This window comes from Metabacillus malikii, assembly GCF_030813355.1.
Lineage (GTDB): Bacteria > Bacillota > Bacilli > Bacillales > Bacillaceae > Metabacillus > Metabacillus malikii.
Window position 1 is genome coordinate 82893 of sequence record NZ_JAUSUD010000003.1, and the last position, 13845, is coordinate 96737.

14 protein-coding genes and 1 riboswitch are annotated in these 13845 nt (G+C 35.7%); of the genes, 10 read left to right on the forward strand and 4 right to left on the reverse strand.

Annotation, left to right across the window (positions count from 1 at the left end; genetic code table 11):
- The first annotated feature begins 28 nt into the window (after positions 1–28).
- The 3 genes from J2S19_RS04280 to J2S19_RS04290 all read left to right on the forward strand — a co-directional run bounded on the left by J2S19_RS04280 (position 29) and on the right by J2S19_RS04290 (position 1815).
- A complete protein-coding gene (locus tag J2S19_RS04280) occupies positions 29–1282 on the forward strand; it encodes a S1C family serine protease (RefSeq protein ID WP_307337760.1) in 1254 nt (417 codons plus the stop codon).
- Positions 1283–1436: 154 nt separating this feature from the next.
- The gene (locus J2S19_RS04285; protein ID WP_307337762.1) at positions 1437–1592 is read left to right on the forward strand and encodes a hypothetical protein; all 156 of its coding nucleotides are present in this window, start codon (positions 1437–1439) and stop codon (positions 1590–1592) included.
- A gap of 25 nt (positions 1593–1617) precedes the next feature.
- A complete protein-coding gene (locus tag J2S19_RS04290) occupies positions 1618–1815 on the forward strand; it encodes a YozQ family protein (RefSeq protein WP_307337765.1) in 198 nt (65 codons plus the stop codon).
- Between the two features lie 55 nt (positions 1816–1870).
- Here J2S19_RS04290 and J2S19_RS04295 read toward each other — a convergent pair whose 3' ends face one another.
- The gene (locus J2S19_RS04295) at positions 1871–3199 is read right to left on the reverse strand and encodes a type II restriction enzyme (RefSeq protein ID WP_370875051.1); all 1329 of its coding nucleotides are present in this window, start codon (positions 3197–3199) and stop codon (positions 1871–1873) included.
- A gap of 694 nt (positions 3200–3893) precedes the next feature.
- On the opposite strand from J2S19_RS04295, the gene J2S19_RS04300 reads away from it, so the two are divergent.
- The 5 genes from J2S19_RS04300 (at position 3894) to J2S19_RS04320 (ending at position 9916) form a co-directional block, all read left to right on the forward strand.
- Entirely contained in the window at positions 3894–5060 is a 1167-nt protein-coding gene (locus J2S19_RS04300) for a D-alanyl-D-alanine carboxypeptidase family protein (RefSeq protein ID WP_307337771.1), read from the forward strand.
- A 556-nt stretch (positions 5061–5616) separates the two neighbouring features.
- Positions 5617–5826: a twin-arginine translocase TatA/TatE family subunit gene (locus J2S19_RS04305; protein WP_307337774.1), complete on the forward strand. Its 210-nt coding sequence runs from the start codon at positions 5617–5619 to the stop codon at positions 5824–5826.
- Between the two features lie 279 nt (positions 5827–6105).
- Entirely contained in the window at positions 6106–7323 is a 1218-nt protein-coding gene (locus J2S19_RS04310; protein WP_307337777.1) for a dicarboxylate/amino acid:cation symporter, read from the forward strand.
- A 194-nt stretch (positions 7324–7517) separates the two neighbouring features.
- Positions 7518–7678: riboswitch (cyclic di-AMP (ydaO/yuaA leader) on the forward strand.
- A gap of 253 nt (positions 7679–7931) precedes the next feature.
- Complete coding sequence (locus tag J2S19_RS04315; RefSeq protein ID WP_307337779.1) at positions 7932–8591, forward strand: potassium channel family protein; 660 nt, start codon at positions 7932–7934, stop codon at positions 8589–8591.
- A 2-nt stretch (positions 8592–8593) separates the two neighbouring features.
- Positions 8594–9916 (forward strand): TrkH family potassium uptake protein, encoded by a 1323-nt coding sequence (locus J2S19_RS04320; RefSeq protein WP_307337783.1) that lies wholly within the window; start codon positions 8594–8596, stop codon positions 9914–9916.
- A gap of 154 nt (positions 9917–10070) precedes the next feature.
- Here J2S19_RS04320 and J2S19_RS04325 read toward each other — a convergent pair whose 3' ends face one another.
- Positions 10071–11351: a DUF5068 domain-containing protein gene (locus J2S19_RS04325; RefSeq protein ID WP_307337786.1), complete on the reverse strand. Its 1281-nt coding sequence runs from the start codon at positions 11349–11351 to the stop codon at positions 10071–10073.
- Positions 11352–11676: 325 nt separating this feature from the next.
- On the opposite strand from J2S19_RS04325, the gene fhuF reads away from it, so the two are divergent.
- Together fhuF and J2S19_RS04335 are read left to right on the forward strand one after the other, a co-directional pair.
- Positions 11677–12414, forward strand: coding sequence for a siderophore-iron reductase FhuF (gene fhuF, locus J2S19_RS04330; protein WP_307337789.1), 738 nt, complete (start codon positions 11677–11679; stop codon positions 12412–12414).
- A gap of 15 nt (positions 12415–12429) precedes the next feature.
- Positions 12430–12687, forward strand: a complete 258-nt coding sequence (locus tag J2S19_RS04335) for a YusU family protein (RefSeq protein ID WP_307337792.1) — start codon at positions 12430–12432, stop codon at positions 12685–12687.
- Positions 12688–12842: 155 nt separating this feature from the next.
- Here J2S19_RS04335 and J2S19_RS04340 read toward each other — a convergent pair whose 3' ends face one another.
- Both J2S19_RS04340 and J2S19_RS04345 read right to left on the reverse strand, forming a co-directional pair.
- A complete protein-coding gene (locus J2S19_RS04340) occupies positions 12843–13181 on the reverse strand; it encodes a spore coat protein (protein WP_307337795.1) in 339 nt (112 codons plus the stop codon).
- 13 nt (positions 13182–13194) lie between these two features.
- Positions 13195–13461, reverse strand: a complete 267-nt coding sequence (locus tag J2S19_RS04345; protein ID WP_307337799.1) for a hypothetical protein — start codon at positions 13459–13461, stop codon at positions 13195–13197.
- Positions 13462–13845 lie beyond the last annotated feature (384 nt).

Genomic DNA, 13845 nt, shown 5'->3' on the forward strand with positions numbered 1-13845 from the left:
GGAGCATAACAACTAGGAGGAATAGATGATGGGATATTATGATGAAACAGATTTAACGACTGAAAAAGTGAAACCGAAACGAAGTATAAAGCCATTTTTAAATTCACTTATAAGCGGGGCAATAGGTGGTGCCTTAGTTTTAGGTGTAACAACATATTCAACGTCACAATCTGAACAACCGAGTACAAACGCGAATGCTGCATCAGTAGAAACGTTTGAGCAAATCGACAATTCAAAATCTGCAGTTATTTCAACAGAGCAGCTATCGAATCAGGCGAACTCGATTGCCGATATTGTAGATAGTCTTTCACCAGCGATAGTGGGAATTACAAATATTCAAACACAAAACAGTAAAGATATCTTCGGAAATTTCTCACAAAGGTCTAATAGTGAAAGTGTTGAAAGTGGTACAGGTTCAGGAGTTATCTTCAAAAAAGAAGGTGATGCAGGTTACGTCATTACAAATAATCATGTCATAGAAGGTGCTGAATCAATCCAAGTCACATTGTTTAGTGGTGACAAGGTCGATGCGGAATTAGTAGGGACAGATGCATTAACAGATATAGCTGTTTTAAAAATAGATGCTAAGCATGTTTCTGTTGTAGCTGATATTGGGGATTCGGATAATCTCCGGACAGGTGAAAATGTGATTGCAATCGGAAATCCATTAGGTGAGGAGTTTTCAAGAACTGTCACACAAGGAATTATTAGTGGTGTTGACCGTACAATCGATGTAACCACTTCGGAAGGAGATTGGGCATTGACGGTTCTCCAAACAGATGCCGCAATTAATCCTGGTAATAGTGGTGGCCCTCTTATTAACATGAAGGGTGAAGTAATTGGAATTAATAGTTTAAAAATAAGTGAAAGTGGTGTGGAAGGTTTAGGATTTGCAATTCCAAGTAACGAAGTGATTCCTATTGTAGATGAACTGATGAAGGGTGGAAAAATCCAACGGCCATTCATTGGTGTAGGGCTAGTTGAAATGAGTGAAGTACCAGCCTACTACTTACAGCAAAATATGAAGCTTCCTGAAGATGTAAAGGAAGGTGTAATTGTTGGTAGTGTTTCACAAAATTCACCAGCGATGGATGCAGGCCTACAACAACAGGATGTCATTGTTGCAATGAATGGAGAGGAAATATCCAGTGCAACAAGCTTGCGAAAATACCTTTATACGAAAACTAAAATAGGTGAAGAAGTTCAATTAACGATTTACCGTAATGGTGAAAAAATGACTGTGTCTTTAAAATTGACAAATCGAGATGCAACAAATGCGTAAATCTTAAATAGGAACCCTTCGTTACTGTTTATATAGATAGAAAGCTGGTCAATCGGCCAGCTTTTTTGCGTACTAAATGTTTACCATTAAAGGTGTAATGAACATGATAATTTAGCAATCGTTTGGGGATGATAAATGGCGAGAGGTGATAAGAATGAAAAAGAATAAATATGACATCGATGTCGATAAAGTTGCACCTGGTATAGATGATGATGAAGAACTTAATGAGAAAGCAACATCTTCAGAAGTAGCAGAGGGTGAATCAACAAAAGTAGTCACATTGTCAAATGACGAGGTAGACCCTTCCTAAAATAATAATGAAAGGTATGTTTCAAATGACAAAATCAAAAGAAAATGAAAAATTAGCTGGTAAATTTTTTGAGGTGGAGGATTATGGACGTGATAATCAATTATCATCAGGTCTGGCAACGACACATGAACAGGCTTCAGATAATTATATGGAAGGAACTGTAGATGGCATGATGGAAGAAAATGTCCATTCTTCAGAAAAAATGCCGAAGAAACATAAATAGCATTACATAGTACCAAAAAATAGGCTCAGACCCTCGGGCATAAGGGCTGAGCTTTTTATAACTGAGTCAAGCGATAAATCCATTCAGACCATTTTTTGACTGATTGTGCCCGACGTTTAATTGTTGATGTATCTGGATTTACATTGCCATTTTGCTCTTTAATAATTTGGATGCAACGCTCTGTACTTAAACGGCGATTATTTTGGAGCCATTCCAAAAATGCAACCTTAAACGGGGCGTGCTCCATTATCGACGTAACAAGAGCGAGGTACTTCTGCTTGAACGACATTGACATGAATGTTCTCCCTCTTTGAGTTAGGCGGAAGTATGTAATCCTCTCTTTCTTGACCTTTTCGACTAGTCCTAAATAGACACCAACATCTGCGTGATAATAGGACTGCCTAATATTAAAATCATAATTTTCTGCTACATCATTAGCTGTCAAATTCTTCTCGTACAATAAGCCTAACAAATCAACAACACGTTCAAAAGTATCTGCCTGTGGAAAGGGTATTTCGCGACTCTCTTGTACAATTTGTGTATTCCGCGTAATTGCAACAATCTCTTCAATTGATATTTTCTCATCACTGATAACAAAATCCTTTTGTTCAACAAGTCGAATTGACCCTAGCGTATCAGCATTGTCAAACGTATAGATGAAGAAACTGAATATATCATTTGAATGCGTGAAAAAAACCGGCTGTATTCTTTTCGTTGTTCGATTACTCCAAACACGATAAGGGTAAAAAAGCTGTCGGATATTAAAGTCTTTCACCATCTCCTTTTTAGCCTCGACAATAACAAAATCTTCTTTCGATTCATATCCGCCATCGATTTCAATTTGCGCACTCTCTACATTGATTGGAAATGAACCACCTTTTACAAGATTTACATCAAAGTGAAAGTTTTTTGAACCCATACGACCTGAAACTGTTTGAAGTAAGGGTACATCATTTTGCAAGCCTAATAATCGTTGAAACATACCGGAAACATGAGCAGCATGAAGTGCCGAGCTCTCTGAATAAAGGTCGTCCTTTTTTATCGTATCAATAAAATCTGGAATACTAACGCGCGTCGGCGTGAGCTCATTGTTGTATTTTACTGTTTGAAAGATTTCAAAGCTGCCGATGATATACTCTGAACGGGAAATAGGGAGAATCGACAATTTATAATCTTTAAAAGGTTTTGCTAAATGTATGCGATGGTCAAACTTACACATTAACCGAGGCTCACGTTCCATGCGGATATCACGAGCTGAAATTTTATAATAGCCGTCACGATTAATATGATGAAGTATATGATGACGGTCAAACAACGTCTCCCAAGCAATATCATTTTTTGTTTTTTGAGACAGGGGTCCACACCTCCGATATATCAATTTCAATAGTAAACATTAAAACTATTGTTGCACAAATACTCATTTTGATAAACATAATTGATACTGAATTGTAGATTAGTTAAGTGGTGGTAGCATTCCAGTTGAAAAAAATCATGAACATAACATGAGAGATTTAGACCCCTCAAAGTAAACATAGGAATAATTGAATTGTAAAAAGTTTTCCTATGACTACTTATATTTAGAAAGCTAGCCTCGTAGACAACACACGATTCTCACCTTTCTTCGAACATTTTCAATATAGCAAACTTCAAGAATAGGATTTACATAAAATTAGCTTAAGCATAGATATTACTAATTCAATATCGAACTAGTCCAAAATACCAAAATTGCCTGCAACGTAAAAAAGTGTAAAAAATCTTTTTAAGAAATAGGACTTCCTTCTTATCAAATATAATGACAACATGTTATGACCAAAATCGGTGCCGTTCAGGCAGGGAATTGTAATAAAGACATTACCATTATTACGATTGTCAATTTGTTATCCATTTGTTATGAAGTTAGCAACTTCCTTTCTTTCTCAATTATTTGGTATATATGAACGAAGCGGACTTATCAAAATGAAGAAGAATAATGTTAATATTAGAACTATTGTCCTAGGATTTCTAGTTCTTGACATTGATCTTTTATGCTGTCACTTGGTATTCTATAGTGGATTGATAAAAATGAGAGGTATTGGACAATGATAAATAAATCAGTAGCATTTCTAATGATTTTTACAATATGTTTAAGCTTATACCCAAATATAATTCGTGCAAATTCAAGTGACGATTTGCAATTAATCAGTCAGTCTGCAATTCTAATTGATGAGAAATCAGGTCAGGTTATTTATGAAAAAAACAGTCAAGAGCCTTTAGCGCCGGCTAGTATCACAAAAATTGCTACAGCCATCTATGCTATTGAAAAGGGAAACTTAAATGACATTGTGACAGTAAGTGAAGAAGCGAGATATGTTGATGGGACGAGAGTTTATTTAGAACCTGGAGAACAGGTACCTTTGAAAAAGCTTGTACAAGGTCTGTTGATAAATTCCGGTAATGACGCCGGTGTTGCAATTGCTGAACATTTGAGTGGTACACTTGAGCAATTTGTAATAGATTTTAATGACTATTTAAAACAAACAATTGGTGTTAAAAAGACTCATTTTTCAAATCCGCACGGGCTATTTCACCCTGAACATGTAACGACAGCAGCAGATATGGCGAAAATTACTCAATATGCCATGAAAAATGATGTGTTTCGTGAGATTTTCAACACAAAGGAATTACCATGGAAAGGTGAGAGCTGGGATACAACGATTATTAATCATCATTTAATGGTAAGAGATTCATCTTATGAGGGAATTACGGGTGGAAAGAATGGCTTTGTAAATGAGTCAGGTTTCACGTTAGTAACGACTGCTGAGCAAGAAAATATTAGTTTAATTGCCGTTGTTTTGAATACGATGTATGATCATCAAACTTATGAGGATACGACAAAATTATTTGACTATGGCTTTCAGCAATTTGAAACAGAAATGATTGCAACGAAACAATTCGAAGATGAAAACAATAAGCAATATACGGTAAATGAGGATGTTATGTTTACGAAGAAAATTGGAGAAGTGACGAATCAAAAAGTTCTCCCATCTGGCAAGCTTGTCATTACCGGGGAAGATGGCAGAACAATTATGACAAAACCTCTGACATTGATTGAAACTGAGGAAGCGAGTAAGAAGCTAAAGAGTGAACAAGTCACGGCAGAAAACCAAAAAGAAACAGAAGACCATTTGCGGTTTATCGTACCGATTTCATTAGTTATTGCCTTTTTATTGGCTGGTGTGTTTTTTACACAAACTAGAAGACTTTAATTTGATACTTTTTTTTGTTAGGCTGTTTTCGTAAACATTGTTGCTTTTAACTGAGTTGTCGTTTAGGGTTTGCCTCCGCTACAGTACTCGCTTTCCGCGGGGTGGGTGGTGAGCCTGTCTAGCTCCGGCGGCACGAACAAGCAAACTTCAGGTCACCTCCCTACGATAAGTCATCATCGATTCGCCATTCGGCTCATCGTGATTCCTTTATCTCAGTCGATGCCCCTCCAGTTTGTACGTCGATGGGCAAGCCGCCTACGCTTTTCGTATTCCTCAGCGTAAACGCCTGCTCACGTCTCACCTCTCCCACGCATCCCGCAGGAGTCTCGCACTTACGCTCCAACAAACCCTTAATAAAAGGTTAGTGCAAAAATCCACAATCTTTTAGAAAAAATCCTTTTGTTAAATACACTCAAATTTGAATTGCCTAAACTGTAAATAACGTTCCTGATAAAGATTTTGCATATAGCCGCGCTATCGATTATAATTTAGGCAAAAGATAATGTTATTTATTGTCTGTGGATGTATAGTAAGCTTAAAGAAAGAAGTGTTCAATATGAATTTAGGCTTTGGCGAAATCATGCTTATTGTATTTGTAGCTCTATTGCTCTTTGGACCGAAAAAGCTTCCAGAACTAGGGAAAGCTGCAGGTAAAACATTGAGAGAATTTAAAATGGCTACAAAAGGTTTAATGGACGAAGAAGATCATGAAGTCAACAAATCAACAGTAAAAACTGAAATCAGTTCGGTAAAGACTAAGCCATAACGGTTTAGTCTTTTTTTCTTTTCTCGGAAGTAAGAGGGAATGAAACAGGTTTAAGTTTAATCAGTCAGGGAAATATGTATAAAAGCCAAAGAATGTATAAAGGATGGCGATATTTGAAAAAGTAATGCAATGAGTTAAATTTTGAATCAATGCTAAGTCATGAAAATTATCACATAGATTCGTTGTATTTTAAGATTACGGTATTTCTATCTTCAGCGCAGGAGGCAGAAATAGATATGATGTCAGAAAGTTTTTAGAAACAGAGATGAGGTGATTTATATGAAGCTAGCGACGAAAATAATGATTGGGTTAGTGACTGGAGCGCTCGTTGGTTTATTCATAAATTTATTGATTCCTTCAACCTTTCCATTTTTGGATACGTATCTATTTAACCCACTTGGACAGACTTTTCTAAATTTGATAAAGATGCTCGTCGTGCCTATCGTCTTCTTCTCGATTACCCTTGGTGTAACAGGTCTAGGAGACCCAAAAAAATTAGGAAGAATTGGTTTGAAAACAATCAGCTTTTTTATGGTTACAACAGCGATTGCCATTACAATCGGACTTACATTAGCTAGCATCATAAAACCAGGGAATGTTGGGGAATTCCAAACAGAAGGTGTAACATTCGAAACGAAAGAGGCTCCATCTACCGCGGAAACATTATTAAACATCATTCCTGCGAATCCGATTCAAGCTTTCGTTGAAGGTAATATGCTACAGATTATTGTCTTTTCTCTTTTTATCGGCTTAGGGATAACGATGCTTGGTAAGAAAGCTGATAAGTTATTAGAAATATGTGAGCAGGGTAATGAATTAATGATGTTTTTAGTACATTTTGTTATGAAATTTGCTCCATACGGCACATTCGGTTTAATTGCGTCAGCGATAGGTAGTCAAGGTTTATCTGCTATAAAAGCAATGGGCTTATATATGTTCGTCGTGTTGTTGACACTATTTATCCATGCAGTGATTACCTATGGTTCCGCAATCTTCTTCTTAGGAAAATATAGCCCAATCAAATTTTTTACTAAATTCGCACCTGTTATGGTTGTTGGATTTAGTACATCAAGTAGTAATGCTACATTGCCAATTGCGATGGAAACTGCTCAAAAAGAGCTCGATGTATCAGAGTCAGTTAGTAGCTTTGTTCAACCTTTAGGTGCGACAATTAATATGGATGGAACAGCAATTATGCAAGGTGTTGCGACAATATTTATTGCCCAAGTGTATCATGTAGATTTAACTTTTATGGAGTTAGTTACCGTAGTTCTAACCGCAGTATTAGCAAGCATTGGTACTGCTGGAGTTCCTGGTGTTGGGCTTATTCTTCTCGCGATGGTATTAAGTTCAGTGAATTTACCAGTAGCAGGAATTGGTTTGATAATCGGTATTGACCGTCTGCTGGATATGGCGCGTACATCTGTAAACATTGCAGGTGATGCGACTTGTGCGTTAATTGTCTCTGAAACTGAGAAACGGCGTGACCTCAAATAAAAAAGCAAACACACTGTATCGGTTCAAATAAAATATAAACTAAAAACCAAACTTTGAATAAAAAAAAACGTATTGCTGAGAGAATAGAGTATGTAAGCGATAAAATGACTTGAAATTGGGCTATTTGGCCATTTTTAATTTAATATATACCTTTACTGCAAGCATGTAGAGGGAGTAAGATACTTTCATCAATTAAATAAATATCGCTAAATCCTATTAGGAACGGGGGACCCAACTATTGTAGTCCTTTAATGACTTAGGGGTGAATCGCTTAATCTATTAAAGTTAAGCGTAGGGCTAACTCTCATTGCCCGAATCCGACAGCTAACCTCGTCAGCGTATTGAGGGAGTGAACTTGTGAAAGTTTCAAAAAATCCACAAGGGGTCATATACCTTTGTGGATTTTTCACGTCTATCAGTATTCATAAACTGGTAGGTAGACACAAAAGGAGGTCCACGCAATTAATTTAGACAATCTCGGGTAATGTCGTTTTGACAACAAGATTTATTGGACTTACTAGTGTATATGAATTGCAAAAACGAATACAATTTCGTTAATAATCAAACACTAATGGAAAACTGAGATATCGGTGAAAGAAGGAGTTTTTGTGAATAAAAAGCAATTTGCTGTTTTTGGATTAGGTCGTTTTGGCGGCAGCCTTGTGAAAGAGTTCCACGAGTTGGGGATTGAAGTTCTTGCAATCGATAAATCACATGAAAAAATTCAACAATATGCTCCATACGCTACACATGCTGTAAAAGCTAACGCAGTCGATGAAAATGCTTTAAAACAGTTTGGGGTAAGAAATGTGGACCATGCATTCGTATCATTTGGTGATGACTTAGAGGCGAGTATTTTAACCTCTCTACTTCTGAAAGAATTAGGAGTACCAAAGGTTTGGGCGAAGGCTCAAAATGATTATCATCACAAAGTGCTCGAAAAAATTGGTGTTGACCGAGTTATTCATCCGGAAAGAGATATGGCAAAACGAATCTCACATCACATTATATCTGAAAAGATGGTTGATTATATTGAGTTATCAAAAGATTATAGCTTAGTAGAAGTTGTTGCAACGAAAAAATTATGCAATAAAACATTGTCTGACTTAAATATTGCTACAAAATACGGCTGTAATATTGTTGGCATCCAGCGTGGTGAAGATATTTGCGTATCACCTAGCGTAGATGAAAAAATCGCTCTTGGGGATGTATTGCTAATAATCGGTAAGAATCAGGATATTATCCATTTTGAAGAAGCAGGCATGTAATCATGAAAACAAAAAGGGTCGTTAAGCTCAATCCTTCACAGTTATTAATGCTCGTGTTTCTTATCTCAGTCGGAATGGGAACCATCCTACTTAAGTTACCCATTTCGACGCATACATCGATTACTTATTTAGATGCGTTATTTACTGCGACTTCAAGCATGACGGTCACCGGACTAGCAACAGTCGATATCGGGTCGACATTCACTTTAACAGGCCAATTTATTATTGCGATTCTCATTCAATTAGGTGGGCTTGGAATTATGTCCTTTGGGATTTTTATCTTTATGATGCTAGGGAAAAGGATTGGAATGAAGGAGCGGATTGTTCTCCAGCATGCATTTAATCAAACATCTATTGGCGGTATGTTAAAGCTAGTAAAATATGTTTTTGTTTTCTCTATTACAATTGAGCTTGTCGCTATGTTTATTCTTGCGTTTCGCTGGATACCACAGTATGGCGTATATAGAGGTTTGTTTTATAGTTTTTTTCATGCGATTTCTGCTTTTAATAATGCAGGAATGGCTCTTATGCCCAATAACTTAATGGCGTATGTAGGAGATCCCCTTGTTAATATAGTTGTTACAACCCTTATTATCATTGGGGGAATTGGTTTTACTGTATTAATTGATTTATATCAGAAGCGCACTTATAAAAAACTGACACTGCATACGAAGATGATGCTTGTAGGGACAATCGTTATAAATCTATTCGCTATGTTCATGATCTTTTTACTAGAATACGATAATGCAAAAACATTAGGTGAATTATCTTTATCAGAAAAGCTGTGGGCATCGTATTTTCAAGCAGTATCACCTAGGACTGCCGGTTTTAATACAATCGACATTGGGAGTTTACATGAATCGACTCTATTTCTAACTGTTATTTTAATGTTTATCGGTGCAGGGAGTAGTTCAACTGGAGGTGGAATTAAGGTAACGACTGCCTTCATCATTTTCTTAGCTACATTTGCATTTTTACAAGGTAAAGCTGAAATAACGATATGGAGAAGGAAAATCTCTCAAGATGTCCTCTTAAAAGGGTTAGCTATTACTATGATTAGTTCAATTATAATCATTGTGGCAGTTATGATATTAATGGTTACGGAACATACGTCGTTTATCGTGGTTTTATTTGAGGTTGTCTCAGCATTTAGTACTGTAGGTCTTTCAACAGGGATTACAGACAATTTGTCGCCACTTGGGAAACAGATATTGATTATATTGTTGTTTCTAGGAAAATTAGGTCCATTAACTCTAATCTATTCACTAACGAAACAATCACATTGCAAAATTTCATATCCAAAGGAAGATATATTAATAGGATAGTATGAATGAAAAAGGTCCAACTCCTTTTTCAAAACTTCTATAGAATGTTGGTTTGCATTTCATTCTATAATTGATGTTTGAGTAAGAGTTGGACCTGTTAATGATTGATTATTTTGCTGATAATTGAAGAAACTAGCAAGTAAAATAGTGATGTTTATCGTGGTAATTCAAATGTTAATTTTCTGCCTTTAAATGCATCTTGACCATTTTCTAATTTAAATGGTCCGAACTCCATTGTAAATTTCTTATAGATGCCAAATTCATCTTTTCTAAATAAGAACACATGAAGCTTTTCACCTTGAGCACCTGCTACAATTTCTCGAGGGTCACTAGGCTCTACCATGCCTTGACTTAAAACTCTTGCACGATTGTCATCAACACTCAAAATTGTTCCAAGGCTGCTAAGATTTAGCGGGATGTCAGATTGATTATCAATTTTCAACTTAACTGTTAAAGCAACGATACCGTTGTCCCCGAAATTTACGAATCTCTCTTTGTTTGCTTCAGTTGGAAGAACTTCAGTATATTGAACACCTTCAAGAGTGATATTTACTTTATCAATTTGTTGAGTATCATTGATATCCAGCTTTTCGAAAATCATTTTCTTATCAGCCATATTATCAGTCGTTAGTCGATCTTGATAAAAATTAGGTTGCTCGGAAACTTCCTTCGCTTGTTCATCACTATAGATGAAGTCGTAAGCTGGTGACTCAGCTCCGTTACTGCCTTTAAATTCTGGATTATCTGCTAATCCACCTTCAATAATATACTTTGGCTTTACAGTCTTTAATGTTTCATATTCTTCGTTTGTGAAAACAAATGTGAGTAGGCCTGAAACTTTTTCACCTGGTTCGTATAATGAGACTGTTTCACTTTTTTTATTATTCGAAATTTGTTTATCTTCAGCAATGAAATAGTTCGTTCTTGCTGAGATGTAATCAAAATCACTTGTCATTTGGATTTTATGTACATTGTTAAAATACATTTGTTTATCTGTACCATTTTCAATTGTTACATTTGCTGTAACGACGTAGCCTTCAATTTGGTCGTCAAAGTAACTTTTGGTAGCTTCGTTAATATCACTAACCTTAACGATTTGGTATTTATCTACAGCAATTTTAAATCCATCCAAATCATGAATGAAGTTTGCGGAAGGATTTGTATAGATAACTTCAACATTTCCCTCTGTTTCTTCGCCGATAGTTGGATTAAATACTTCATTATCACTTATTTCTTTTTCATTTTCATCTTTTTTAGGTTCTTCTTTTTCTATTTCTTTCTCTTCCTCATTTGAAGAGTCTTTTTCATTCTTTACTTCTTCGGTCTTTTTTTCCTCTTCCTTTGGTTCACTTGCGGCTTCTTCTTTACTACCACAAGCAGACAAAAGTAACGATGTCGCTAACATAGTTGCTAATACTAATTTTTTGTTATCCACCAGTTTCACACCTTTGCTGATTATTTACCTAACACATTATAAAGGAAAAAGGCGACATGAAACGATATATTGTCATATTCAGGAATTTATACTTATTAAATAGTTATGATAAATGCGTCTATTTACCTAATGGTCATTCATTTGAACTATTAATTTAGATTATATAAACTGATATATTAAGGAAGAATGTTTTATTGACTAGTATCTGGATATAAGTCTACGGGGAACGCTAAATAGATACATAAATGAAAATGATTTTCAGGTTCATCACTCTTTGCTAAAATAATAAGAGGTACGATGGGTAATTTTATGATTAGGAGTTTAAATGACGATGTTAACACATACTGAAATAGAGGCGTTAAAAAAATTCCGGTTATCCACGGAAAAAGCCGCAAAATCTAGAAGTGGTGTAGACTTTTTAAGTCCTGAACAATTACAGGCCATTTTCCACGAGGATTTAGCGGACAAGTTGAACACAGATAAGCAACATGTCATTGGTTCAATGTTAGTGAAAAGCTATGCATTTTTAGCAGCACTTATTTTACATGCGATGAGTCATTATGATAAAGGAATAAATAGTTCCCTTGAACAGGTAGCCGTTCAAACAAATGATACAGGTCCTTTTTGGTTGCCGAGCTTTTATTTTCATAAACTTGATGTTACATTACCAAACGGCGATCGAGATGAATGGCGATCAACGATTGTTAGTCAGCTTTTTCGTGAGAATATTTCTAAAGTCATTACAGCTATAGCGCAATATGCACGTTTATCTAAGCGGATTCTTTGGGAGAATGTTGCGACATATATTTTTTGGATGTATGAATCATTACTAGAAGAGTCTTTGTCAGAAGAGCGTAGAGAAATTGTACGAAAAGACTTTCATTATGTGATAAATGAGGCATCAGCTGATATTTTCGGTGAAACGAGCAATCCATTAACACCATTTTATGTAAAAAAAGAAAATAATCTTAGGATGCGTAAGACATGTTGCTTATTTTATTTAACTTCTACGAATCAAGACCGTTGTCAAAATTGTCCATTGGTATGTAAGAAACATAAATAGTCAGGAGGTTGAAACATGGATGAAGAGTTTCGTAAGCAGTTTGACGGTCTACTTGAAAAATACACTGAATTACTATTAGGGGAAGCAACTGAGGAATTAACAGAAAAGGTTAAAATGTGGGCACTCTATACTCATATTTCAAAATCAATGCCTCCGTTAGCAAAACATTGGAACGTGTCATATCCTGATGGAAAAGCAGCAATGATAAAAGTGATTGAAGAAATTAAAACAATGAATGAACAGCATCGAGCATCAAATTCAAAGGAATCGTGAATGTTGAATGTTAATGAACACCGGGATCTGATGAGTCAAGACAAGTTTTTATTAAAAGCTTAAGAATGATAACGAAAAAGGGCCTATTCTCTCCATCAGTTAGTTAGAGGAACGGCCTTTTTGTTTTCTATCGATTATTTTCACTTCGTATAGGATTATTGTGTTAAGTTCCCATAAGGTGACTGTTCTTTAAAATAATTTGAAAATTGCTGATGGATTTGCTGCAGCTTCTGAGCCTCTGCTGTCTCAAGCTTATACCAGCCATGTTTGAACATCGTATTATAGAGACGACGCTGTGCATTTTGTGTTTCATTAAATATTGATTGAATATCCTTGTATAAATCCTCATGACTCGCTTCGTTTAAAGCGATTGAATAAGCACCTGTCATATACTTTTCGGTAGCTAGCATATCGTTAATAAAATCTCGGTCATTCATACTAGGACCTGTTGGTACTTTCGTTTCTTGGTTTGCTATTTTTTGATGTTCATTCATAACATAATCACTCCTATTGAAGTTGTGAACCAGATGTTGGTTGTTGATGCATTTGTAAATGATTTAAAATTTTTTCATAATGCTGGCTGTGCATTTGTCCAACTTGTTCAAGCTCAGTTATTAATTCCTCGTTTTGACATTGTGACGCAAAAAAGTGTGCCTTTTTCATTGCAAGTAGATTCCAAGAAAGCATATCTGCTAAGTACATTTGGTCCTTTGTTGTTAAGACACTAGGCGGCTGTTGCATTATTTGTTGTTGGTTCATCGTTTGTTCTTGCATTGTTGTCGACCTCCTCAAAATTTCAAGCTTATTCTCCCACGAACAAATCTTTTTCATACAGAAAATGAATTTACTGTGATTGTTGATAAATAACTGAGAAATTGTGCTAATTCATTAATCTTTTCACTACACAAGGACATATCCCGTTTCGAAACAGAATAAAATGGATTTATAGCATATTACCTATCTTGGAGGAAATTAAACCACCTCTTTCTTTAATGTCATTAATGAAAATCATTACCTCTCTTAAAAAATGTCATCTCTTTTTAAAGTGCCATATCACTTATAAACACCAGTGGACATAAGCTATTAATAGGCGAAGCAAATGTATAGTCATAGGTGTGCAGGCAATTTATCTGTGGGCTAAAAACAAAAGAGGAGGGT